The following is a 22,843-nucleotide window of genomic DNA, read 5'->3' as shown; positions in this document are numbered from 1 at the left end:
GCGAGCCCAGGGCCCGGCGCGCCGCGGCAAAGGCCCGGCGATGACCGCGCGCTGCGTCATGGTGCTGGGCACCACCAGCGGCGCCGGCAAGAGCTGGCTGGCCACCGCCCTGTGCCGCCGCTACGCGCGCCAGGGCCTGACGGTGGCGCCGTTCAAGGCGCAGAACATGAGCAACAACGCGCGCGTGGTGGCCGGCGGCGAGATCGGCAGCGCGCAGTACTTCCAGGCGCTGGCGGCGCGGGCCGAGCCGGACGTGCGCATGAACCCGCTGCTGCTCAAGCCCGAGTCCGACACGCGCAGCCAGGTGGTCCTGCTCGGGCAAGTCGACGAAGGCCTGTCGCGCACGCCCTGGCGCGGGCGCAGCGCCCGCGTGTGGCCGCAGGTGGCCGCAGCGCTCGACGAGCTGCGGGCGCAGAACGACGTGGTGGTGATCGAGGGCGCGGGATCGCCGGCCGAGATCAACCTGAAGGACGACGACATCGTCAACCTGCGCACCGCGCTGCATGCGGATGCGCGCTGCCTGCTGGTCACCGACATCGACCGCGGCGGCGCGTTCGCCCACCTGTACGGCACCTGGGCGCTGCTGGACGAGCGCGAGCGCAGGCTGATGCGCGGCTTCGTGCTGAACAAGTTCCGCGGCGATGCGGCGCTGCTGGCGCCCGGCCCGCAGCAGCTGCAGCAGCTCACCGGCGTGCCGACCGTGGCGACGCTGCCGATGTGGCGCGGGCACGGCCTGCCGCAGGAGGACGGGCTGGCGATCGACGAGCCGGCAGCGCAGCCCGGCCCGGCCGGCGGCAGGGGGCGCACGACCGTGGCCATCGTCGCCTACCCGCGCATCAGCAACCACGACGAGTTCCAGCCGCTGTTCGCACTGCCCGGCGTGCGGGTGCGCTGGGCGCGCAGCCCCGCGGAACTCGACGGCGCGGACTGGATCGTGCTGCCCGGCTCCAAGCACACCAGCAGCGACCTGGCCTGGCTGCGCGCGCAGCGGCTGGCGCCGGCGATCGCCGCCCACGCGGAGGGCGGTGGTGCGGTGCTGGGCATCTGCGGCGGGCTGCAGATGCTGGGCGAGGCGCTGGTCGATCCGCACGGCATCGACGGCAACGGGCCGGGCCTCGGCCTGCTGCCGCTGGTGACCGCCTTCGCGCCCGACAAGACGGTGCGGCGCACGCAGGCGCGCTTCGGCCCGCTGCAGGGTCCGTGGTCGGCGCTCTCGGGCCTGCCGGTGCGCGGCTACGAGATCCGCCATGGCCGCACCGCCCAGCACGCCGGGATGGCGCTCGCACGCGTGGCGATGGCGCAGGGCCTGGCCTGGCAGAACGCCGCAGGCAACGTGCTGGGCGTGTACCTGCATGGCCTGTTCGAGGATCCGGCGCTTCTCGGCGCGCTGTTCGGTTCGACGGGGCCCGGACTCGATGCCGTGTTCGACGGCCTGGCCGCCTTCATCGACACCCACTTCGACGCCGGCGTCCTCGATGGCCTCATTGCTTGAGCTGGCCTTGCGGTGCCAGCATCGGGTTAATGCCCTGTGGCGGCCCGGCTGCGCGGCGGTAAGGTTGGATCCACCCAGCACTCCCGGGAGACCCGCATGTACAAGCGAATCCTGTTGGCCTACGACGGCAGCGATGCCGGCCAGAAGGCGCTGCTCGATTGCCGCGAAGTCGCGCAATGGTCCGGCGCCGAGCTGTTCCTGGTGGCGGTGATGCCGTCGGCCATGAGCTTCGTCGGGCTCGAGGGCGGCGTGTACGACGTCGAACTGGAGGAGCGCGAGCGCGCCAAGTACCAGGCCATCCTGCAGGACGGCCTGCGCCGGCTCGAGCAGACCGGCCATCCCGCCCGCGGCGAGGTCGTCACCGGCGAGGCGGTGGAAGAGATCACCCGGTACGCGCGCAAGGTCGAGGCCAACCTCATCATCGTCGGCCACAAGCACCTCGACAGCTGGGCCGCCCGCTGGTGGCGCGGCTCCATCTCCGGCGCCCTGATCGAGCACTCGCCCTGCAGCGTGCTGGCGGTGATCACGTCCTGATCGGCGGCTCGGGCCACTGAGCCCGCCACGGCCCGCTCGAAGCCATCCTCCGCGCCAATCCGGCCCCCCCGTGCAGGCAGGGGCGGAGGACCCGCGCATACACACGTTTGCAATTCCGAAACCTGGGGGCCAAGCGGGCGACACCTGGGCGGGGCAAGCTGCCCTGGCAAGCCCGGCCTGCGCAAAGGCCCTACAGTCGCAGGCGACCGCCGCACGGTGCGCGGCGACGGCAGAGCCGGCCCCGCCCCGGACTTACCCAGAAGAATGCAATCCGACCCCACCCGCGAATCCGACCGCTCCGCTCCTGCCGAATCCGCGCATCCACCGCCCCGCCGCCTGGGCCGGCGCGGCAAGCTGCTGGGCAGCCTGGTCGCGCTGCTGCTGGTGGGGGGCCTGGCCTGGCTGGCCTGGAGCCTGACCCGGCAGCCGGCCGCGCCGGCCGGCGGGCCGGGTTTCGGCGCCGGGCGCGGCGGCCCGGCCACCACCGTCGGGGTGGCCGTGGCCGAACGCTCCGACATCCCGGTCACGCTGGACGCGCTCGGCACCGTGAGCCCGCTCGCCACGGTGCGGGTGCGCCCGCAGGTCTCGGGCGTGCTGCTGCAGGTGCACTACAAGGAAGGCCAGGCGGTGCGCCAGGGCGAGTTGCTGGCCACCATCGACCCGCGCCAGTTCGAGATGGCGCTGCAGCAGGCCACCGGCCAGCGCATGCGCGACGAGGCCCAGCTCGATGCGGCGCGGGTCACGCTGCAGCGCTTCCGCACCCTGCTGGAGCAGGATTCGATCGCGCGGCAGGAGGTCGACACCCAGGCCGCGCTGGTCAAGCAGCTGGAAGCGGCGGTCGTGGTGTCCAAGGCGAACGAGGCGACGGCGCGGCTGAACCTGGGCTACACGCGCGTGGTTTCGCCGATCACCGGCCGGGTCGGCCTGCGCACGGTGGACGTGGGCAACGTGGTCGGCCCCAGCGACACCAACGGCATCGCGGTGGTCACCCAGCTCTCGCCGATCGACGTGGAGTTCGCCATCCCGCAGGACCGGGTCGGCGCGCTGGTGCAGGCGGCACGCGCCGAGGCGCTGCCGGTGCGAGCGCTGGACAGCACGCGCAGCCGCGAGCTGGAGACCGGCCGCTACCAGTCGCTGGACAACCAGGTGGACGTGCAGACCGGCACGGTGCGCGCCAAGGCCCGCTTCGACAACGCCGGGCAGGCGCTCTTTCCCAACCAGTTCGTCAACGTGCAGCTGCGGCTGCGCACCGTCGAGGGCGCCGTGACCGTCCCGCTGGCGGCGCTGCGCACCGGCGCCAACGGCGACTACGTGTTCGTGCTCAAGGACGACCGCACCGTGCAGCTGCGCAACGTGCGGCGCGGCGAGGCGACGGCCGATCGCGTGCAGGTCACTAGCGGCCTGCAGGCCGGCGAGCGCGTGGTCACGGAAGGCGCCGACCGCCTGCGCGACGGCTCGCGCGTGGCCTTGCCGGGCGAGGGGCCGCGTCCCGGTGCCGCGGGTGCGCGCGGTGCACCCGCCCCGGGGGCTTCCGCGCCGCGCGGCGGTGCCCCGGGCGCCACGCCGGCCCCGGGGCCGGACGGCGCCGGCGCGGCGCGGGCGAATGGCGGCCCCGCGGTCGCCAGCCGGTCGCCGGCCGATGCCGGCGCGACCCCGCGCGCCGCGATCGCCGGGCCGACCCCCGAGCAGCGCCAGCGCCTGCTCGATGCCGCCCAGGGCGACCCCGCCCAGCTCGATCGACGCAAGCGATTCCTGGAAGCCATCGACCGCGGCGAGCCGCAGGCCATGGAGCGCTGGCAGCAACTGCAGCAGCAGCGCCGCTCGGGCGGCCAATGAGTCCCTCCCGTCCCTTCATCCTGCGCCCGGTGGCGACCTCGCTGCTGATGCTGGCGATCGTGCTGGCCGGCCTGGTCGGGCTGCGGCTGATGCCGCTGTCGGCGCTGCCGCAGGTCGACTACCCGACCATCCAGGTGCAGACGCTGTACCCCGGCGCCAGCCCGGAGGTGATGGCCCAGACCGTCACCGCGCCGCTGGAGCGGCAGTTCGGCCAGATGGCCGGCCTGGCGCGCATGAGTTCGACCAGCGCGGCGGGCGTGTCCATCGTCACGCTGCAGTTCAGCCTGGGCCTGGCGCTCGACGTCGCCGAGCAGCAGGTGCAGGCCGCGATCAACGCCGGCGCCACGCTGCTGCCGGCCGACCTGCCGGCACCGCCGATCTACGCCAAGGTCAACCCGGCCGACGCGCCGGTGCTGACCCTGGCCATCACCTCCGACCAGATGCCGCTGCCGGACGTGCAGAACCTGGTCAACACCCGGCTGGCGCTGAAGATCAGCCAGGTGCCGGGGGTCGGCCTGGTCACGCTGGCGGGCGGACAGCGGCCCGCCGTGCGCGTGCAGGTCAACACCCGCGAGCTGGCGTCCTACGGGCTGACGCTGGACAACGTCCGCAGCGCGATCAACGCCGCCAACGCCAATGGCGCCAAGGGCAGCATCGACGGCACCGCCCGGTCCTGGACCATCAACTCCAACGACCAGCTGCTCGCCGCCGAGGACTACGCCAACCTGGTCGTCAGCTACCGCAACGGCGCGCCGATCCGCCTGCGCCAGGTGGCGCAGGTGGTGGAGAGCGCCGAGAACGTCAAGCTGGGCGCCTGGTCGGCCCGGGATGGGCGGGTCGAGCCGGCCATCATCCTGAACGTGCAGCGCCAGCCGGGCGCCAACGTGATCGCCACCGTCGACGCCATCCAGCAGCGCCTGCCCGAGCTGATGGCCGGGCTGCCGGCGGCGCTGCACGTGGACGTGCTGTCCGACCGTACCACCGGCATCCGCGCCTCGGTGCAGCACGTGCAGATCGAGCTGGTGCTGGCGGTGCTGCTGGTGGTGCTGGTGATCTTCGCCTTCCTGCACAGCCCGCGCGCCACCGTCATCGCCAGCCTGGCGGTGCCGATCTCGCTGGTGGGCGCCTGCGGCGTGATGTACCTGATGGGGTACAGCCTGAACAACCTGTCGCTGATGGCGCTGACCATCGCCAGCGGCTTCGTGGTCGACGACGCGATCGTGATGATCGAGAACGTGCAGCGGCACCTGGAAATGGGCAAGCGCCCGCTGGACGCGGCGATCGAGGGCGCCAGCGAGATCGGCTTCACCATCATCTCGCTGACGGTGTCGCTGATCGCGGTGCTGATCCCGCTGCTGTTCATGGGCGACGTGGTCGGGCGGCTGTTCCGCGAATTCGCCGTCACGCTGGCCATCACCATCCTGATCTCCGCGGTGGTGTCGCTGACCCTGGTGCCGATGATGTCGGCGCGCTGGCTGAAGGCGCACCCCGGCGGCGAGGCGGCCGGCACCGGGCTGGGCGCGCGGCTGCAGCGCCGCTTCGACCGCCTGATCCACCACTACGACCGGGCGCTGGTCTGGGTGCTGCAGCGCCAGACCCTGACCCTGCTGGTGGCGCTGGGCACGCTGGTGCTGACCGTGCTGCTGTACGTCGTCATCCCCAAGGAGCTGTTCCCGACCCAGAACAGCGGCCAGCTGCAGGCTCGGGTGGAGGCGCAGGAATCGATCGCTTATCCGCGGATGGCGCAGCTGCAGCAGGAGGTGGTGCAGGCCCTGCTGGAAGAGCCGGAAGTGGCCAGCATCGCCAGCTTCGTCGGCGTCGACGCGGCCAACAACACCATGCTGCACACCGGCCGGCTGCTGATCAATTTGACCAGCAGCCGCGGCGACCAGCCGGCGCTGCTGGAGCGGCTGCGCCAGCGGGCCCACCAGGTGCCGGGCGCCACGCTGTACCTGCAGCCGGTGCAGGACCTGACCATCGATGCCGAGTCCGGCCCGACCCAGTACCGCTTCGCGCTGGAGGGCGCCGACAGCGCCAGCGTCCACCAGTGGGCCGAGCGGCTGGTGCAGCGCCTGCAGGCGGTGCCGCAGGTGCGCAACCCGGTGACCGATGCCGGCGCCAGCGGGGCGGCCATCTACGTCGACGTCGACCGCGACACGGCTGCACGCCTGAACATCACGGCGGCGGCCATCGACGAGGCCTTGTACAGCGCCTTCGGCCAGCGCATCGTCTCGACCATCTTCACCCAGACCAACCAGTACCGGGTGATCCTGGAGGCGCGGCCGGAGGCCAGCGCCACGCCCCAGGTGCTGGCCGGCATCCAGCTGCGCACCGGCTCGGGCGGCTCGACGCCGCTGTCGGCCATCGCCCGCATCAGCGAGAAGCGCGCGCCGCTGCAGATCACGCACGTGGCCCAGTACCCGTCGGCGACGGTGGGCTTCGACACCGCGCCGGGCGTGTCGCTGGGGCAGGCGGTGGCGGCGGTGCGGCAGGCGGCGAAGGAAGCCGCGCTGCCCACCTCGGTGAGCCTGAACTTCCTGGGCTCGGCGGCGGCCTACCAGTCGTCGCTGGCAAACCAGCTGTGGTTGATCCTGGCGGCGGTGGTGTGCGTGTACATCGTGCTGGGCGTGCTGTACGAGAGCTACGTGCACCCGCTGACCATCCTGTCCACGCTGCCCTCGGCGGGAGTCGGTGCGCTGCTGGCGCTGATGCTGACCGGCAGCGCCCTGGGCGTGGTGGGCATCATCGGCATCATCCTGCTGATCGGCATCGTCAAGAAGAACGCGATCATGATGATCGACTTCGCGCTCGATGCGCAGCGCGAGCAGGGCAAGCCGGCGCAGGAGGCGATCCACCAGGCGGCGCTGCTGCGCTTCCGGCCGATCCTGATGACCACGCTGGCGGCGCTCGGCGCGGCGATCCCGCTGATGCTGGGCTGGGGCGAGGGCGCCGAGTTGCGCCGCCCGCTTGGCCTGGCGATCTTCGGCGGGCTGGTGCTCAGCCAGCTGCTGACGCTGTTCACCACGCCGGTGATCTACCTGTGGTTCGAGCGGCTGGGGCAGCGCTGGCGCCGTCCGCAACCGGCCCATTCCCGCCTGCCCGGGGATGACGCCGACGGAGCCCGGGTGCTGCGGTGAACCTCTCGGCGCCCTTCATCCGCCGCCCGGTCGGCACGGTGCTGCTGACGGTGTGGATCGCGCTGGCGGGCATCGCGGCCTTCTTCAACCTGCCGGTGGCCTCGCTGCCGCAGGTGGACCTGCCGGTGATCTCGGTCAGCGCCAGCCTGCCGGGCGCCAGCCCCGAGACCATGGCCACCAGCGTGGCGCAGCCGCTGGAGCGCAGGCTGGGGGTGATCGCCGGGGTCAACGAGATGACTTCGCGCAGCGGCACCGGCTCGGCGCGTGTGACGCTGCAGTTCGACCTGAGCCGCAACATCGACGCCGCCGCGCGCGAGGTGCAGGCCGCCATCAACGCGTCGCGCGCCGACCTGCCGGCCAACCTGCGCAGCAACCCGACCTACCGCAAGGCCAACCCGGCGGCCGCGCCGGTGCTGATCCTGGCGCTGACCTCGCCGCGCCGCTCGCCGGGGCAGGTCTACGACGCGGTCTCCAACGTGGTGCAGCAGAAGATCGCCCAGGTGCCGGGCGTCGGCGACGTCGAGCTGGGCGGTGGCTCGCAGCCGGCGGTGCGGGTGGAGCTGCTGCCGTTCGCGCTGAACAAGTACGGCATCGCCACCGAGGACATCCGCGCCGCGCTGCAGGCCGGCAGCGCCAACCGCCCCAAGGGCGACGTGCAGGACGCCGGCGGCCGGCGGCTGCCGATCTACACCAGCACCAGCAGCAACCTGCAGGGCCCCGGCGGGCTGATCGCCATGGGCGCCAACAAGCTGTCGGCGGCCGACTACCGCGGCCTGGTGATCGCCTGGCGCGACGGCGCGGCGGTGCGGCTGGGCGACGTGGCCGAAGTCACCGACAGCGTGGAGAACGTCAACACGCTGGGCCTGTTCAACGGCGAGCCGGCGGTGATCGTGCTGGTCACGCTGCAGGCCGGCGCCAACGTGATCGAGACCGTGGACAACGTGCGCGCGCTGCTGCCCGAGCTGCAGGCCGAGCTGCCGCCCGACATCCGGCTGGCGGTGGCGTCCGACCGCACGCACTCGATCCGCGCCTCGCTGCACGAGGTGGAGCTGACCCTGGCGATCGCCATCGTGCTGGTGGTGGTGGTGGTCGGCGCCTTCCTGCGCAGCGCGCGCGCCACCTTCATCCCGGCGGTGGCCACCATCGTCTCGCTGCTGGGCACCTTCGGCGTGATGCTGGCGCTGGGCTTTTCGCTCAACAACCTGAGCCTGATGGCGCTGACGGTGGCCACCGGCTTCGTGGTGGACGATGCCATCGTGGTGCTGGAGAACATCTCGCGCCACCTGGAGCAGGGCATGAACCGCTTCCAGGCCGCGCTGCTGGGTGCGCGCGAGGTCGGCTTCACCGTGCTGTCGATCAGCCTGTCGCTGGTGGCGGTGTTCATCCCGCTGCTGTTCATGGGCGGGCAGCTCGGGCGGCTGTTTCGCGAGTTCGCCGTCACGCTGTCGGCCGCGGTGCTGATTTCGCTGCTGATCTCGCTGACCACCACGCCCATGATGTGCGCCTGGCTGCTGCGCCCCGGCCAGCCGCAGCGCCCGCCCGGGCGGCTGTCGCGCCTGGCCCAGCGCGGCTTCGACGCCATGCACCACGCCTATGCGGTGACGCTGGACTGGGCGCTGCAGGCGCAGAAGCTGGTGCTGCTGATCCTGGTGGCCGTGATCGCGCTCAACGCCTTCCTGTTCGTGAAGATCCCCAAGGGCTTCTTCCCGCAGCAGGACACCGGGCAGATCAGCGGCGGCCTGCGTGCCGACCAGAGCATCTCGTTCCAGGCCATGCAGGACAAGCTGCGCCAGCTGGTGGACATCATCCGCGCCGATCCGGCGGTGGACACGGTGGTCGGCTTCACCGGCGGCAGCCGGGCCGGCGGCGGCTTCCTGCAGGTCAGCCTCAAGCCGGCGGCCGAGCGCGCGCCGGGCGAACGCGCGCAGGCCGTGATCGCGCGGCTGCGCCCGCAGCTGCAGCAGGTCTCTGGCGTGGGCCTGTTCCTCAACCCGGTGCAGGACCTGCGCATGGGCGGCCGCCAGAGCAACTCGACCTACCAGTACACCCTCAAGAGCGACAACCGGCAGGACCTGCGGCAGTGGGCGACGCGGCTGGCCGAGGCCATGAAGCAGCAGCCGGCGCTGGTGGACGTGGACACCGACCAGGAGGAGAACGGCGTCGAGCTGTTCGTGCAGGTGGACAAGGACGCGGCGGCGCGGCTGGGGATCAGTTCGCGCGACGTCGACAACGCCCTGTACAACGCGTTCGGCCAGCGCCAGGTCGCCACCATCTACGGCGAGCTGAACCAGTACAAGGTGATCCTGGGCGTGGCGCAGCGCTACACGCTGAACCCGCAGGCCCTGAAGGACATCCACGTGCCGGCGCGCAATGCGCCGGCGGCCAACGGCGCCGCGGCCACGGCGGCAGCCGGTGCGACCTCCGCGACGGCGGCCAGCGCCGCGGCGGCCGCCGCCACCGCGTCGCCGGTCAACCCGGCCCTGCGCGACCCGGCCACCGGCCAGGCGCTGAGCGGCGCCTCGGTGCCGATGGTGCCGCTGGCGGCCATCGCCACCCTCAGCGAGCGCCCGACGGCCGCCTCGGTGCAGCACCAGGACGCCGAGCTGGCCACCACCATCTCCTACAACATCGCCGACGGCTACACGCTGGCCGACTCGCAGGCGGCGGTGAAGCAGGCCGAGGCCGACATCGCGATGCCGGTGAACGTGCGCGGCAGCTTCCAGGGCACCGCCCAGGCGGCGCAGCAGTCGCAGGCGCAGCAGCCGCTGCTGATCCTGGCGGCGATCGTGGTGATCTACATCGTGCTGGGCATCCTGTACGAGAGCCTGGTGCACCCGGTCACGGTGCTGTCGACGCTGCCCTCGGCCGGCGTCGGCGCGGTGCTGGCGCTGATGCTGTTCAAGCTGGAGCTGTCGGTGATGGCGCTGATCGGGCTGTTCCTGCTGATCGGCATCGTCAAGAAGAACGCCATCCTGATCATCGACTTCGCGCTGGACGCGGAGCGCTCGCGCGGGCTGACGCCGCTGCAGGCGGTGCGCGAGGCCAGCCTGCTGCGCTTCCGCCCGATTCTGATGACCACGCTGGCGGCGGCGCTGGGCGCGCTGCCACTGGCCATCGGCTTCGGCGAGGGCGCCGAGCTGCGCCGGCCGCTGGGCATCGCCATCGTCGGCGGGCTGGTCGCCAGCCAGGTGCTCACGCTGCTGACCACGCCGGTGGTCTACCTGCTGCTGGACAAGCTGCGCCGGCGCAGCCCCCACGAGCGCGCGCTGGCGCGCAGCCACGAACCGGAACCTGCATGACCCCCTCGCTTCGTTCGAAGACCCCGCTCGTCCTGGCCCTGTCGCTGGCGCTCGGCGCCTGCGCCGTCGGCCCGCGCTACGAGGCGCCGCCCGCCGTGGAGACGCCGGTGGCGTTCAAGGAAGGGTCCGGCGAGTGGGTGCGGGCCGCGCCGGCCGACGGCGTGGAGCGCGGGCCCTGGTGGGAGGCGTTCCAGGATCCCGTGCTCAACGACCTGGCGGCGCGGGTGGAGGTGTCGAACCAGAACGTCGCCGCCGCGGTCGCGGCGTACCGGCAGGCGCGCGCGCTGGTGGCGCAGCAGCGCGCCTCGCTGTTCCCGGCCGTCAGCCTGGATGCGAGCGGCAGCCGCAGCGGCAGCCGCGAGGGCGGCGGCACCGGCTCCGCCATCGGTGCCGGCGTCGGCGGCAGCGGCAGTGGCTCCATCCGCGGCGGCGGCGCGCGCAACAGCTACCAGTTCAGCATCGGCGCCAGCTGGGAGCCGGACGTCTGGGGCCGCCTGGGCCGCAGCGTCGACAGCGCCCAGGCCGGCGCCCAGGCCAGCCTGGCCGACCTGGCCTCGGCCCGGCTGGCCGCCCAGGGCGAGCTGGCCACCAACTACTTCAACCTGCGCCAGCAGGACGCCCAGCGCGCGCTGCTGGCTCGCACCCTGGCCGGCTACGAGCGGGTGCTGCAGATCACGCGCAACCGCTACGAGGCCGGGATCGCGGCGCGCACCGACGTGCTGCAGGCGCAGACGCAACTGGCCAACGCCCGTGCCCAGCTGCTCGGGCTGGAGCGCCAGCGTGCCCAGCTGGAACACGCGATCGCGGTGCTGGTGGGGCGGGCGCCGTCGAACTTCTCGCTCGAGCCTGCGCCCGACTTGCCGGTCGCCGTGCCCGACGTCCCGCTCGCGCTGCCCTCGACGCTGCTGCAACGCCGCCCCGACATTGCCGCGGCCGAGCGCCGCGTCGCCCAGGCCAACGAGCAGATCGGCATCGCGCAGTCGGCGTACTACCCGAGCCTGCGGCTGACCGGCTCGGCGGGGGCCGGGGCGGCCAGCATCGGCGACCTGTTCAGCGCGTCGTCGCTGGTGTGGGCGCTGGGCGCTTCGCTGGCCCAGACGATCTTCGATGCCGGCGCCACCGCCGCCCAGGTGGAGGGCGCGCGCGCGGGCCTGGATGCCGCCGCGGCGCGCTATCGCCAGGCCGTGCTGGCCGCCTTCCAGGACGTGGAGGACCAGCTGGCCGGCGTGCGCATCCTGGCGCAGCAGGTCGCCTTGCGGGAAGAGGCGGCGCGGGCGGCCGACCTGGCCGAACAGCAGGTGCTCAACCGTTACCAGGCCGGCCAGGTCGGCTTCACCGACGTGGTGACCGCCCAGGTCACGGCGCAGAACGCGCGCAGTGCGCTGGTGCAACTGCAGGCCGACCGGCAGTCGGCGGCCGTGGCACTGGTGCAGTCGCTGGGCGGCGGCTGGGGTGGCTTGGCGGCGCAATAGCGCAGGCTGTCGTCACGCGGCGCCGGCTGTTTCCACGGCGCCTGTCCCGCAAGCGCAGCGAGCTACCGCGCCAGCACCCACTCGCCGCAGCGCAGCCCGACCCAGGTCAGTGCCAGCGACCCGAACAGGTGCAGCGCGGTCAGCGCGGCCGCCTGCGCCAGGCGGTCGGCCTGCAGCAGCTGCACGGTCTCCATCGAGAAGGTCGAGAAGGTGGTCAGCGCGCCGAGGAAGCCGGTGATCAGGGCCAGCCGCCAGACCGGATCGATGTGGGGATGCGCCTGCAGGATGGCGACCAGCAGCCCGATCAACCAGCCGCCCGCGAGGTTGGCCACCAGCGTGCCGAGCGGCAGCCAGGTGCCGCCGGTGTTCAGCCAGAGCGCCAGTTGCCAGCGCGCCAGGGCGCCGGCCGAGGCACCCAGGCAGAGCAGGGCGACCGCCGCCATCGCCGCGGGTCAGGCGCGCGGTGCGCCGAGCAGGGCCCGCATCCCGGCTTCCAGGGCTTCCATGCGCGCCGCCAGGTTCGGGGTGGCTTCCCGGGCCCGCTGCATGATGCGCTCGAAGTCCGCCAGCACGGCGGCGCGGTCGGCGTGGTGCATCAGGGCGCTGGCCAGCGCCGCCTGCAGCACCTGCACCTGGGCGACCAGCGCGAACTGGTTGTCCTTGAGGGCGTCGATGTGCTGCGCCTGCTCGGCCAGTTGCCGCCGGATGTCGTCGGAATCCATGCGTGCCAATGTAGCAGCGGCCGCGGTCAGGGCTGGCGGGCGACCGTGTCTTCGGCGTGCGCCGTCTGCGGCTGGGGCGAGGGGAACGAGCGGGCTTCGAGGCGGCTGGCGGGGATCAGCCGCAGCGGCGCGTCGGCGGCCGGGTCGGCGTCGCGGATCGGCAATGCCGCCGCCGCCGCGGGCTGGCCTGGGCGCGGACCGACACCCGCCGGCCCGTCGGCACGCTGCGCCGGGGACGACCCGGCCGCGGTGCCGCGATCCAGCGGGTAGCGCGCCAGGAAACCGGCCCCCACGGCCACCAGCAGCAGCGCGGTCGCCGCCCACAGCAGGCGAAGGCGGAGGCGGTCGCCGGGGAGGGTGACCCGGCCGGGCCGGCGCGGTTCGCCGGGGGGCTGGCGCCCGTGGTCGTAGCGGGCCCGGCGCTGCCGATCGGACAGCACCTCGTAAGCCTGGTTGATCAGCGCCATCGCCTCGCTGTCGGCGGCATCGCCGCGATCCGGGTGGTGCTGCTGCGCGAGGCGCCGCCAGGCCTGGCGCACGTCCTGGTCGGACGCGCCCGGATTCAACCCGAGCACGTCGTACAGGGAGGGCGGGCTCTTGCCGGACATGGGGGCGGACCTTAGCACCGTCCGGAGTGTGACGCATCCGGCATTACATGCGTCATTGCGGCGGCGGCGTCTTGGGCTGGTAGTCGCACCAGGCGCGCACGGCGCAGCGCCAGCATTGCGGCAGCCGCGCCACGCAGACGTAGCGGCCGTGCAGGATCAGCCAGTGGTGCGCATCGCCCAGGTAGGCGGCCGGCACCCGCTGCAGCAGCTTCATCTCGACCTGCAGCGGGTCCTTGCCCGGGGCCAGCCCGGTGCGGTTGCTCACGCGGAAGATGTGGGTGTCCACCGCCATGGTCGGCTCGCCGAAGGCGACGTTCAGCACCACGTTGGCCGTCTTGCGGCCGACGCCGGGCAGCGCCTCCAGCTCCTCGCGGGTGCGCGGCACCTGGCCGCCGTGGCGTTCCACCAGCAGGCGGCAGGTCTCCAGCAGGTTGCGCGCCTTGGTGCGGTACAGGCCGATGGTGCGGATGTAGCCCTCCAGCCGCTCCAGGCCCAGGGCCAGCATCGCCTGCGGCGTCGGGGCCGCCACGAACAGGCTGCGGGTGGCCTTGTTGACGCCGACATCGGTGGCCTGGGCCGACAGCAGCACGGCCGCCAGCAGCTCGAACACGCTGCTGTATTCCAGCTCGGACTGCGGGGAAGGATTGGCCGCCTGGAGGGTGGCGAAGAAGGGGGTGATGTCGGCGTCGGTCACGGCCGCGAAGTGTAGGCCGCGGGCGGGGCCGGCTCAGTGCTGCACCAGGTACGCCAGCAGCCCGCGCGGCGTGTACAGGCGCGGCGTGTCGGCCTCTGGGATCGGCCGGCCGGTGCGCTCGCTCAGGCCCACCACCAGGTTCATGAAGTCCATCGAGTCGAGGTCCAGCGCCGAGCGCAGGTCCTCGTCCGGCCCGACCGCGGCCAGGTCCGCCTCCGGCGCGATGCCGGCGAGCACCGCCGCCGCCAGTTCCCGCGCCTGCGCTTCGTCCATGCATCGCTCCTTCAAAGTCCCTCGGGCTTCTGCAGCGCCGCGTCGATCGCGGCCAGCAGCTGGCCGCCCAGATGACCGTCGCTCGCGCGGTGGTCGGCGGCCAGGCTGACGTGCACCACCGGGCGCGCGAGCACCTGGCCATCGGCCACCCACGGCCGCGGCGCGATGCGCCCGAAGCCGATGAGCGCCAGCTGGGGTGGATAGATCACGCCCTGCACGCCGTCGGCGCCGCGCTCGCCCAGGCTGGTCACCGTGACGGTGGGATCGGCCAGCTCGGAACTGCGCAGGCCGCCGCTGCGGGCGCGCTGCACCAGGTCGCGCAACGCTGCCATCAGCTCGGGCAAGGCCTTGCGGTCGGCGTCGTGCACGGCCGGGGCCACCAGGCCGCCGCCGCGCAGCGAGATCGCCCAGCCCACGTGGACGGCTGGCGCCGGCTGCGCGGCGCCGTCGCGCCAGAAGCCGTTGAGCTGGGGCACCGCCCGCAGCGCCAGCGCGCTGGCCTTGAGCAGCAGCGCCGCCGGCAGCAGGCGCTCGGCGGGAGGGCGCTCGGCGTTGAAGGCGGCCAGCCAGCGGTCGGCCGCCGCGAAGTCCACCGCCAGCGTCAGGTAGTAGTGCGGGATCTCGCGCTTGGACCGGCCCATGGCCGCCGCGATGGCCGCCCGCATCTGGGCCGGATCGAAGCGGCGCGCAGGCGCCGCGGCCGGCTCGCGAGGCGCTTCCCCGGTGGGCGCGCCGGCCTCCACGTCCTGCAGCACGATGCTGCCGTCCGGGCCGCTGCCGCGCAGCGCCGCCAGGTCGATGCCGAGCGCGTGCGCTCGGCGGCGCGCGCCGGGACTGGCCTTGATGCGGGTGGACGCCTGCGGCGCTGACATGAAGGCCTGCGCGGCCGGAATCGCGGCAGCACGCGTTCCTTCATGGCCGGCAGCGACACGGGCCGGCGCCGGTGCCGGTGCCGCGACCGCCGCTGCGGCGGCTTGCGGCGAAGCGGCAGTGGCCGGCTCGTGCATGCCGCGCACCCGCGCCAGCAGCCCGCCGACCGGCAGTTCGGTGCCCACCGGCACCAGGTCCTCGATCGTCCCTTCCAGGAAGATCTCGACGTCGATCGCGCCCTTCTGTGTTTCCACCACCGCCACCACGTCGCCGGGCCGGACCAGGCTGCCGGCCGAAACCCGCCATTCCAGCAGCCGGCCCGATTCCATGTCCGCTCCCAGGGCGGGCATGCGGAAGTCCTGCATCTCAGCTCCGGGCGAACAGGCCGCGGGCGGCGGCCAGGATGCGGTCGGCACCGGGCAGGGCGGCCTGCTCCAGGTGGGCCGGGTAGGGCATCGGTACTTCGCGGCCGCAGACGCGCCGCACCGGCGCGTCGAGCTCGTAGAAGCAGTCCTCGGCCAGCCGGGCCGCGAGTTCGGCCGACAGCGAGCCGCTGCGCCAGCCTTCGTCGACGATCACGCAGCGGCGCGTGCGCGCCACCGACGCGGCCACCGTCCGGTGGTCCAGCGGCCGCAGCACCCGCAGGTCGACCACCTCGGCCTCGATGCCTTCGGCCGCCAGCGCCTCGGCGGCCGCCAGGCAGCGCGGCAGGCTGCCGCCGTAGGTGGCGAGCGTCAGGTCGCGACCCGCGCGGCGCACCCGGGCCTGCTCGATGTCGACGCGCTCGAGGCCCGCGCGGATCTCGTCCTCGGCGGCGTACAGCTCGATGTGCTCGAACAGCAGCACCGGGTTGGGATCGGCCATCGCCGCCGGCAGCATGAAGCGGGCGTCCTCGACGGTGGCCGGGGCGAGCACCTTCAGGCCGGGGATGTGCGCGTACCAGCCCTCCAGGCTGTGCGAATGCTGCGCCGCCAGCTGGCGGCCGGCGCCCGTGGCCATGCGGATCACCAGCGGCACCGCGAACTGCCCGCCCGACATGTGCGGGATGGTGGCCGCGTTGTTCATGATCTGGTCCAGCGCCAGCAGGCTGAAGTTGCAGGTCATGACCTCGACGATCGGGCGCAGGCCGCCGAGCGCGGCCCCGATGCCGGCGCCCACGAAGCCGTTCTCCGCCAGGGGCGTGTCGACGATGCGTGCGGGACCGAACTCCGCCAGCAGCCCCTTGCTGACCGCATAGCAGCCGCCGTAGCGCGCCACGTCCTCGCCCATGAGGAAGGCGCGCGGGTCGTCCAGCAGCGCCTGGCGGATCGCCTGGCGGCACGCCTCGCGGTAGCTGATGCGGCCGGCGGCGCTCATGGCGCATTCCCCTGCGGCTGCTCCTGCGGCACGTGGTCCATGAGCACGAACCGCTCCAGCTCCTCCACCGGCTCCAGGGTCCCGGCCTCGGCGAACGCCAGCGCGGCGGCCAGTTCCTGCTCCACCTCGTCGGCGATGGCCTGGAACTGGTCCGCGGTGATCTGGTGGTTGTCCTGCATCCAGCGCCGCAGCCGCTCCAGCGGGTCGCGCTCGCGCCACTGCGCGATCTCCTCGCGGCTGCGGTAGGACTGGGCGTCGAACATCGAATGGGCCCGGAAGCGGTAGGTGCGGCACTCCAGCAGGAAAGGACCGTGGCCCGAGCGGACACACTCGACCGCGTGCCGGGCGGCGGACTCGACCTCCACGGGGTCCATGCCGTCGACGCTGGCCGCGGCCACCCGGTATGCCTCGGCCTTGCGGTGGATCGAGGGCTGCGCTTCGGCTTCGGCCACGGGCATGCCCATCGCGTACAGGTTGTTCTCGCAGACCAGCAGCAGCGGCAGCCGCCAGATCGAGGCCAGGTTCATGGTCTCGTGGAAGGCCCCTTCGGTGACCGCCCCTTCGCCGAAGAAGCACGCGGTGACCGCGCCGGGGCGCAGCCGGGCGTCGGCCAGCGCCAGGCCGGCCGCCAGCGGGAGGCCGCCGCCGACGATGGCATTGCCGCCGTAGAAGCGGCGCGCGCCGTCGAAGATGTGCATGGAGCCGCCCCGGCCGCGGCAGCTGCCCTCGACCTTGCCCAGCATTTCGGCCAGCAGGCGGTCCATGGGCACGCCGCGCGCCAGCGCCTGGCCGTGCTCGCGGTAGGTCGCCACCACCGCATCCTGTGGCTGCAGGGCGGCCATCACGCCGACCGCCACCCCCTCCTCGCCGTCGTACAGGTGCAGGAAGCCGCGGATCGCCTGGGCCTGGTACAGCTCCACGCACCGGGCCTCGAAGCGGCGGATGCGCAGCATGCCGCGGTACAGCCCCTGCAGGTGGGCGCGGTCAAGGTGCAGCTTGGCAGTCATGTCGCGTCGCTCTCCAGCGTCGACAAATCGCCTTCGGGCAGGCCGAGTTCGCGGGCCTTGAGCAGGCGCCGCATGATCTTGCCGCTGCGGGTGCGCGGCAGGCCGGAGCGGAAGTCGATCTCCTTGGGGGCCACCGCGGCGCCGAGCCGCTGGCGCGCATGGCCCAGCAGCTCGCGGCGCAGCGGCTCGCCGGCCTCGAACCCCGGCTTGAGGGCGACGAAGGCCTTCACCACCTCTCCCACCACCGGGTCGGGCTTGCCGATCACGCCGGCCTCGGCCACCGCGGGATGCTCCATCAGGGCGCTTTCGACCTCGAACGGTCCGATCAGGTGGCCGGCCGACTTGATCACGTCGTCGGCGCGCCCGACGAACCAGTAGTAGCCCTCGGCGTCGCGGCGCGCCAGGTCCCCCGTCAGGTACCAGTCGCCGGCGAAGCACTTGCGGTAGCGCTCCTCCTCGTGCAGGTAGCCGCGCATCATGGATGGCCAGGGCGGGCGCAGCGCCAGTTCGCCTTCGAGGTCCGGCTCGTCCACCGGCTGCACGGCGCCGTCCGGCGTGCGCCGCACGATCGCGGCCCGGATGCCGGGCAGGGGCCTGCCCATGGAGCCGGGCTTGACGTCCATCGCCGGGTAGTTGGCGATCATGATCCCGCCGGTTTCGGTCTGCCACCAGTTGTCGTGGAACGGCCGGCCGAACGCCTCCAGGCCCCACAGCACCGCTTCCGGGTTGAGCGGCTCGCCCACGCTCGCCATGAAGCGCAGCGCCGCCAGGTCGTGCCCCTGCAGCGCCTGCGCGCCCAGCTTCATCATCATGCGGATCGCGGTCGGCGCCGTGTACCAGACGCTGACGCACTCGCCGGCCAGCACGCCGTACCAGAGCTGCGGGTCGAACTCCGCCTCCACCACCACGCTGGTGACGCCGTTGCACAGCGGCGCCAGGATGCCGTAGCTGGTGCCGGTCACCCAGCCCGGGTCGGCGGTGCACCAGAAGATGTCGTCCTCGTGCAGGTCCAGGGCGTAGCGGCCGGTGACCATGTGGGCGAGGACCGCTTCGTGCACGTGCACCGCGCCCTTGGGCCGCCCGGTGGTGCCGCTGGTGAAGTGCAGCAGCGCCATCGATTCGGGGTCGGTCGGCCCTACCGCGTAGGCCGGCGAAGCGCTGTCGACCACTTCGCCCCAGCGATGCAGCCCCGGCCCCTGCGCGGGGCCGTCGCCCACCAGGATGACGTGGCGCAGCCCGGGCAGGCGCTCGCGCAGCCCCTGCACCTTGCGGCGGTACAACTCGGGCGTGGTGACCAGCACCCGGGCATCGGCCATCTCCGCGCGGGTGGCGATCGGTTCGGGGCCGAAGGCGGAGAACAGCGGCGTCACAACGCAGCGCGCCTTCAGCGCGCCCAGCACCGCCACGTACAACTGAGGCACCCGCCCCATCATCACGAACACCCGCTCTTGCGCGGCGACACCCAGCGCGCCCAGCGCGTTGGCGAAGCGGCTGGTCTGGGCTCCCAGCTGCGCGTAGCTGAGCTCAACCCGCTCACCGGACTTCAGGATGCAGCGCAGCGCCGTGCGGTCGCCGCGCCCGTGCACGAGATGGCGATCCACGGCTTCGTATGCCATGTTCAGCCCGCCGGCCGGCAGGCCGTCGAGCAGGCGGCGGGCATCGTCCCAGCGGAAGGCGGCGCAGGTCGCCTCGTAATCGAGCAGGTGGGGCGATGGCCGCAGCCGGCCGACATCCTTGCGGATGCGCGTGCGGGCTTGCGCAGGCAGCAGCTCGGTCATCGTCCGTGCTCCTTGTCCTTCGACGCGAACGGCGCCCGCGCCGGTGGCCTTCGGCAAGGGTAGTGGAACCCCTGCGGCAGAGCTTTGCCGGGATCGGCCGCGCAGCCCCGGCTCAGCCGCCGGGCTGGCGCTTGCCGCGCGGCTGCCAGGCCCGCGGCGCGAAGCGGGAATGTTCCTTTTGGCGAACTTCTTGCATCCGGTTCACAGTTGCCTGCGAGCCGGCCGCGCCAGGGTCGCGCCGGTGGCCAGCCGGTCGTCGACGACGATCACCGTGCGCCCGGCCGCATCCAGCGGGCCGCGCCCGGGGGTGTGCGCCATCTTGCCGCGCCGCATCGCCGGGAGGCAAACGGCACGGCAAGGGCCTCATCGGTCGCTGCGGCCGCTCGGTTGGGGCATGGGCTGGCCCTGTCAGGCGTAACCTTGTTTCGCTGCGCGTCGACGCGCAGCGAAAACCGGAGACAGCGATGAAGCAAGGCACACCCACCGCCGCGCCGGACCGCGCACCGGGGCCTGCGCAGGAGTCCGGACGACAGCCGGCGCAGGATGCCGGGACGGCTCCGGCGCCCATCGTCGAGCGCCCCGACGGCTACTACTGGCTGGCCGACGAGGAACTGGGCGAGGTCGGCCCGTTCAAGACCTACGAGGAGGCCGAGGCCGACCGCAACTCGGCGGGGGTCGAGGCGACCGAGCCGGGCGAAACCGTGCGCGAAGCGCAGGGCGAGATCGGCATGAACGAGTGGACCGACGCCGAGACGCGCGAGCCGGCCGAAGGGCAGTCGCCGCCGCACCTGGACGAGCAGCCGTAGGCGGGCGTTCCGGCGTGCTGCCGCCTGCCACGGCACGTCCTCAACGCCAGCGCAGCACGAAGCGGCCCTCGGGGCCGTCGTCCACGCCGGTGCCGAGCGGCCGGCCGTGCTCGCCGAAGGCGCGGCGCAGCCAGGCGCGGGCCTGCGCGTCCGCATGCGCCAGGCGCAGGCGCCGCAACTGCATCGGCAGGATCTCCAATTGCTGCAGGGCGCCGTCGGGCGCCAGCCGCACCAGGTACAGGCAGCCGAGGTCGCTGCGCAGGTCGCCGCGCGTCTCGATGCCCTCGTAGTCGTTGAGGAGGTCGCCGCAGCCATAGAGGATGGCCCGCCCGCGGTGCACCTCGATCGGCAAGGCATGGTGCGAGGAATGCCCGTGCACGAGGTCGGCGGCGCCCCGGTCGATCAGGCGGTGCGCGAAGGCGCGGTGGGCCGCCGGGATGTCGAAGCCCCAGTTGCCGCCCCAGTGCAGCGACACCACGCTGATGTCGCCCGGCCTGCGCACCCGCTCGACCTGCGCGGCCAGGTCGTCGGCCGCGTCCGCATCGAGCGCGTCCAGCAGCGCGATCCCGGCAGCCGCCGCCGACGCGGCCCACGCCGCCGGCACGCCGCTGTCCGGCGTGGCCCGGGCGGTCAGCAGCACGCGCCGCGGTCCCGGCAGCGGCAGCGCCGCGGGCGCGAGCGCCCCTGCGGCGTCCAGGCCGGCGCCAGCCGTTCGGATGCCGGCACCGGCCAGCGTGGCCAGCGTCTCCCGCAGGCCGGCCCGGCCCCAGTCGAGCACGTGGTTGTTGGCCAGCGTGCAGGCGTCCAGCCGGGCGGCCGTGAGGCAGCCGACGTTGGCCGGGTGCATGCGGTAGTGGATGCCCTTGCCGGGCCAGGCGTCCTCCGAGCGGGTGACCGCCGTCTCCAGGTTGACGATGCGCAGCTCGGGTGCGGCCCGGTCCATGGCCGCCAGGGCGTCGCCCCAGACGTACGCGGGATCGACCGGCGCCGGCACCGGCCCGTTCTTCGCCTCGGCCAGGCGCACGTAGTCGCGCGCGTCGCGCACCCAGGCTTCGAACAGCCGCGCAGGGCCCGGGTGCGCGAGCACCTGGTCGATGCCGCGGCCGGTCATCACGTCGCCGGCCAGCAGCAAGGTCGTCGTCTGCATAGCGGCACCCCGGTGCACGGTCTCCTGCATGGCATGCTGCAGGCGACGCGGCGGTGCTGGCAAGCACGGCGGCGCCGGCCCGGCGGTGGAGGTCAATAATCCGGCGGTCCAGACCCGGGAGGCCCCATGCTCGAACTCAGCACCCTGTACGTCCGCAAGGACGCCGCCAACCCCCGCATCGCCCGGCTGGTGCTCAACCGCCCCGAGCGCCTCAACGCGATCAACGAGGACACGCCGCGCGAATTGCGCCAGGCGGTCGAATGGGCCAATGCCGATGACGAGGTGCACGTGATCGTGCTCGAGGGCGCCGGCAAGGGCTTCTGCGGCGGCTACGACCTGACCGTGTTCGGCCAGGGCGAGGTGGACCACCCCTGCCAGCAGGAGCGCTTCCGCTGGGACCCGATGGTCGACTACGCCTTCATGAAGGGCAACACCGAGGACTTCATGGCGCTGTGGCGCAGCGCCAAGCCCACCATCGCCAAGGTGCACGGCCACGCGGTGGCCGGCGGCTCCGACATCGCGCTGTGCTGCGACCTGCTGGTGATGGCCGACGACGCCCGCATCGGCTACATGCCCACGCGCGTGTGGGGTTGCCCGACCACGGCGATGTGGACCTTCCGGCTCGGACCCACGCGGGCCAAGCAGCTGATGTTCACCGGCGACACCATCGACGGGCGCACCGCCGCGCAATGGGGCCTGGCCAACGAGAGCGTGCCGGCCGCGCAGCTGGAGCAAGCCACGATGAAGCTGGCCCAGCGCATCGCCGGCGTGCCGCGCGGGCAACTGGCGATGCTCAAGATGGTGGTCAACCAAGTCATGCTGACCCAGGGCCTGGAGCAGACGCAGCAGCTGGCCACCGTCTTCGACGGCATCACCCGCCACAACCCGGAAGGCCTGTGGTTCCGGCGCCAGGCGCAGGCCGCGGGCTTCAAGGCCGCGGTCGAGTGGCGCGACAGTGGGCGGCCGATTCCGGAGGGCGACGAGGCGCGGGCGCTCATCGCCAGGCTCGAGGAGCAGCCTTCGCGCAAGTAGGGCTCAAAGGCGGATGCTGTACGACATAATATGACCATGGCCACTGCTGCTGCGCCGCTGCGCCGCCCCCGCTCGTTGACGGCCGACCTGGTCGAGGCGCTGGCAGACCGCGTGCGCGACGGCCGCTGGCAGGCCGGCAGCAAGCTGCCCACCGAGGGCGCGGTCATGGCCGAGTTCGGCGTCAGCCGGACCGTGGTGCGCGAGGCGATCTCGCGCCTGCAGGCCGCCGGCATGGTCGAGACCCGCCATGGCGTCGGCACCTTCGTGCTGGGGCAGGGCGAGGCCAGCAGCTTCCGCATCGGGCCGCAGGAGCTGGCCACGCTGAACGACGTGATCGGCGTGCTGGAACTGCGCATCGGGGTGGAGACCGAGAGCGCCGCCCTGGCGGCGGCCCGGCGCACGCCGGAGAACGTGGCCGCGATGCGGGCCGCGCTGGACGCGTTCGGCACGGCGGTGCAGGAGGGGCGCGATGCCGTCGGCCCCGACTACCAGTTCCACCTGGAGATCGCGCGCGCCACCCAGAACCCGCGCTATGCCGACCTGATGGCCACGCTGGGCGGCAGCATGATCCCGCGGGCCCGGCTGGACAGCGCCGAGCCGGTCACGCCGCAGCGGCTGGAGTACCTGCGCCGCGTCAACCTGGAGCACGAGAGCATCCTGGCCGCCATCGAGCGGCAGGACGCCGACGCCGCGCGCGCCGCCATGCGCACCCACCTGGCCAACAGCAAGGAGCGGCGCCAGCGCGCCGCGACGCCCGCCGGCCGGCGCTGACCTTTTCGG

19 protein-coding genes are annotated in these 22,843 nt (G+C 73.1%); 9 read left to right on the top strand and 10 right to left on the bottom strand.

What is annotated here, in order from left to right:
- Positions 1 to 40: 40 nt before the first annotated feature.
- The 6 genes from PE066_RS01920 (at position 41) to PE066_RS01895 (ending at position 11,770) form a co-directional block, all read left to right on the top strand.
- Positions 41 to 1,492: a cobyric acid synthase gene (locus tag PE066_RS01920; protein WP_271234874.1), complete on the top strand. Its 1,452-nt coding sequence runs from the start codon at positions 41 to 43 to the stop codon at positions 1,490 to 1,492.
- Between the two features lie 96 nt (positions 1,493 to 1,588).
- The gene (locus tag PE066_RS01915) at positions 1,589 to 2,026 is read left to right on the top strand and encodes a universal stress protein (RefSeq protein WP_271234873.1); all 438 of its coding nucleotides are present in this window, start codon (positions 1,589 to 1,591) and stop codon (positions 2,024 to 2,026) included.
- 264 nt (positions 2,027 to 2,290) lie between these two features.
- Positions 2,291 to 3,862 carry an efflux RND transporter periplasmic adaptor subunit gene (locus PE066_RS01910; RefSeq protein ID WP_271234872.1) on the top strand — a complete coding sequence of 524 codons (1,572 nt, stop codon included), beginning with the start codon at positions 2,291 to 2,293 and terminating at the stop codon, positions 3,860 to 3,862.
- Positions 3,859 to 6,999: an efflux RND transporter permease subunit gene (locus PE066_RS01905; RefSeq protein ID WP_271234871.1), complete on the top strand. Its 3,141-nt coding sequence runs from the start codon at positions 3,859 to 3,861 to the stop codon at positions 6,997 to 6,999. The genes PE066_RS01910 and PE066_RS01905 overlap by 4 nt, the downstream gene beginning before the upstream one ends.
- On the top strand, positions 6,996 to 10,298 hold the full coding sequence (locus PE066_RS01900) for an efflux RND transporter permease subunit (protein WP_271234870.1): 3,303 nt from the start codon (positions 6,996 to 6,998) through the stop codon (positions 10,296 to 10,298). The genes PE066_RS01905 and PE066_RS01900 overlap by 4 nt, the downstream gene beginning before the upstream one ends.
- Positions 10,295 to 11,770, top strand: coding sequence for an efflux transporter outer membrane subunit (locus PE066_RS01895; protein ID WP_271234869.1), 1,476 nt, complete (start codon positions 10,295 to 10,297; stop codon positions 11,768 to 11,770). Before PE066_RS01900 ends, PE066_RS01895 begins: the two co-directional genes overlap by 4 nt.
- 62 nt (positions 11,771 to 11,832) lie before the next feature.
- Here PE066_RS01895 and crcB read toward each other — a convergent pair whose 3' ends face one another.
- The 9 genes from crcB to acsA are packed head-to-tail and all read right to left on the bottom strand — an operon-like array spanning position 11,833 to position 19,078.
- Complete coding sequence (crcB, locus tag PE066_RS01890; protein ID WP_271234868.1) at positions 11,833 to 12,213, bottom strand: fluoride efflux transporter CrcB; 381 nt, start codon at positions 12,211 to 12,213, stop codon at positions 11,833 to 11,835.
- A gap of 9 nt (positions 12,214 to 12,222) precedes the next feature.
- Complete coding sequence (locus PE066_RS01885) at positions 12,223 to 12,492, bottom strand: hypothetical protein (RefSeq protein WP_271234867.1); 270 nt, start codon at positions 12,490 to 12,492, stop codon at positions 12,223 to 12,225.
- A 26-nt stretch (positions 12,493 to 12,518) separates the two neighbouring features.
- Positions 12,519 to 13,100, bottom strand: a complete 582-nt coding sequence (locus PE066_RS01880; RefSeq protein WP_271234866.1) for a J domain-containing protein — start codon at positions 13,098 to 13,100, stop codon at positions 12,519 to 12,521.
- A gap of 52 nt (positions 13,101 to 13,152) precedes the next feature.
- Positions 13,153 to 13,794, bottom strand: coding sequence for an endonuclease III (gene nth, locus PE066_RS01875; RefSeq protein ID WP_271234865.1), 642 nt, complete (start codon positions 13,792 to 13,794; stop codon positions 13,153 to 13,155).
- 33 nt (positions 13,795 to 13,827) lie between these two features.
- The gene (locus tag PE066_RS01870) at positions 13,828 to 14,067 is read right to left on the bottom strand and encodes an acyl carrier protein (protein WP_271234864.1); all 240 of its coding nucleotides are present in this window, start codon (positions 14,065 to 14,067) and stop codon (positions 13,828 to 13,830) included.
- A gap of 11 nt (positions 14,068 to 14,078) precedes the next feature.
- Entirely contained in the window at positions 14,079 to 15,287 is a 1,209-nt protein-coding gene (locus PE066_RS01865; RefSeq protein ID WP_271234863.1) for a dihydrolipoamide acetyltransferase family protein, read from the bottom strand.
- 16 nt (positions 15,288 to 15,303) lie between these two features.
- Positions 15,304 to 16,293: an alpha-ketoacid dehydrogenase subunit beta gene (locus PE066_RS01860; RefSeq protein WP_271234862.1), complete on the bottom strand. Its 990-nt coding sequence runs from the start codon at positions 16,291 to 16,293 to the stop codon at positions 15,304 to 15,306.
- Complete coding sequence (gene pdhA, locus PE066_RS01855) at positions 16,290 to 17,300, bottom strand: pyruvate dehydrogenase (acetyl-transferring) E1 component subunit alpha (protein WP_271234861.1); 1,011 nt, start codon at positions 17,298 to 17,300, stop codon at positions 16,290 to 16,292. The genes PE066_RS01860 and pdhA overlap by 4 nt, the downstream gene beginning before the upstream one ends.
- A complete protein-coding gene (gene acsA, locus PE066_RS01850) occupies positions 17,297 to 19,078 on the bottom strand; it encodes an acetate--CoA ligase (protein ID WP_271234860.1) in 1,782 nt (593 codons plus the stop codon). Before acsA ends, pdhA begins: the two co-directional genes overlap by 4 nt.
- A 464-nt stretch (positions 19,079 to 19,542) precedes the next feature.
- Here acsA and PE066_RS01845 point away from each other — a divergent pair, with 464 nt between their 5' ends.
- Positions 19,543 to 19,884 carry a hypothetical protein gene (locus PE066_RS01845; RefSeq protein ID WP_271234859.1) on the top strand — a complete coding sequence of 114 codons (342 nt, stop codon included), beginning with the start codon at positions 19,543 to 19,545 and terminating at the stop codon, positions 19,882 to 19,884.
- 40 nt (positions 19,885 to 19,924) lie between these two features.
- Here the strand turns inward: PE066_RS01845 and PE066_RS01840 are convergent, their stop codons facing one another.
- A complete protein-coding gene (locus tag PE066_RS01840; RefSeq protein WP_271234858.1) occupies positions 19,925 to 21,031 on the bottom strand; it encodes a CapA family protein in 1,107 nt (368 codons plus the stop codon).
- A gap of 126 nt (positions 21,032 to 21,157) precedes the next feature.
- On the opposite strand from PE066_RS01840, the gene PE066_RS01835 reads away from it, so the two are divergent.
- Together PE066_RS01835 and PE066_RS01830 are read left to right on the top strand one after the other, a co-directional pair.
- Positions 21,158 to 22,063, top strand: coding sequence for a crotonase/enoyl-CoA hydratase family protein (locus PE066_RS01835; RefSeq protein ID WP_271234857.1), 906 nt, complete (start codon positions 21,158 to 21,160; stop codon positions 22,061 to 22,063).
- A gap of 36 nt (positions 22,064 to 22,099) precedes the next feature.
- Complete coding sequence (locus PE066_RS01830) at positions 22,100 to 22,834, top strand: FadR/GntR family transcriptional regulator (RefSeq protein WP_271234856.1); 735 nt, start codon at positions 22,100 to 22,102, stop codon at positions 22,832 to 22,834.
- The last annotated feature ends 9 nt before the right edge of the window (positions 22,835 to 22,843 follow it).

The organism is Ramlibacter tataouinensis, assembly GCF_027941915.1.
In the GTDB taxonomy this organism is placed as follows: domain Bacteria; phylum Pseudomonadota; class Gammaproteobacteria; order Burkholderiales; family Burkholderiaceae_C; genus Ramlibacter; species Ramlibacter tataouinensis_C.
Note: the sequence above shows the minus strand (reverse complement) of the source record. Positions and strands in the feature narration are given on the sequence as shown.

Excerpts from the sequence above, each read along its gene's own strand:
- PE066_RS01920 (WP_271234874.1), top strand. The coding sequence starts at position 41 with ATGACCGCGCGCTGCGTCATGGTGCTGGGCACCACCAGCGGCGCCGGC.
- PE066_RS01915 (WP_271234873.1), top strand. The coding sequence starts at position 1,589 with ATGTACAAGCGAATCCTGTTGGCCTACGACGGCAGCGATGCCGGCCAG.
- PE066_RS01910 (WP_271234872.1), top strand. The coding sequence starts at position 2,291 with ATGCAATCCGACCCCACCCGCGAATCCGACCGCTCCGCTCCTGCCGAA.
- PE066_RS01905 (WP_271234871.1), top strand. The coding sequence starts at position 3,859 with ATGAGTCCCTCCCGTCCCTTCATCCTGCGCCCGGTGGCGACCTCGCTG.
- PE066_RS01895 (WP_271234869.1), top strand. The coding sequence starts at position 10,295 with ATGACCCCCTCGCTTCGTTCGAAGACCCCGCTCGTCCTGGCCCTGTCG.
- crcB (WP_271234868.1), bottom strand. The coding sequence starts at position 12,213 with ATGGCGGCGGTCGCCCTGCTCTGCCTGGGTGCCTCGGCCGGCGCCCTG.
- PE066_RS01885 (WP_271234867.1), bottom strand. The coding sequence starts at position 12,492 with ATGGATTCCGACGACATCCGGCGGCAACTGGCCGAGCAGGCGCAGCAC.
- PE066_RS01880 (WP_271234866.1), bottom strand. The coding sequence starts at position 13,100 with ATGTCCGGCAAGAGCCCGCCCTCCCTGTACGACGTGCTCGGGTTGAAT.
- PE066_RS01870 (WP_271234864.1), bottom strand. The coding sequence starts at position 14,067 with ATGGACGAAGCGCAGGCGCGGGAACTGGCGGCGGCGGTGCTCGCCGGC.
- PE066_RS01865 (WP_271234863.1), bottom strand. The coding sequence starts at position 15,287 with ATGCCCGCCCTGGGAGCGGACATGGAATCGGGCCGGCTGCTGGAATGG.
- PE066_RS01860 (WP_271234862.1), bottom strand. The coding sequence starts at position 16,293 with ATGAGCGCCGCCGGCCGCATCAGCTACCGCGAGGCGTGCCGCCAGGCG.
- pdhA (WP_271234861.1), bottom strand. The coding sequence starts at position 17,300 with ATGACTGCCAAGCTGCACCTTGACCGCGCCCACCTGCAGGGGCTGTAC.
- acsA (WP_271234860.1), bottom strand. The coding sequence starts at position 19,078 with ATGACCGAGCTGCTGCCTGCGCAAGCCCGCACGCGCATCCGCAAGGAT.
- PE066_RS01845 (WP_271234859.1), top strand. The coding sequence starts at position 19,543 with ATGAAGCAAGGCACACCCACCGCCGCGCCGGACCGCGCACCGGGGCCT.
- PE066_RS01840 (WP_271234858.1), bottom strand. The coding sequence starts at position 21,031 with ATGCAGACGACGACCTTGCTGCTGGCCGGCGACGTGATGACCGGCCGC.
- PE066_RS01835 (WP_271234857.1), top strand. The coding sequence starts at position 21,158 with ATGCTCGAACTCAGCACCCTGTACGTCCGCAAGGACGCCGCCAACCCC.
- PE066_RS01830 (WP_271234856.1), top strand. The coding sequence starts at position 22,100 with ATGGCCACTGCTGCTGCGCCGCTGCGCCGCCCCCGCTCGTTGACGGCC.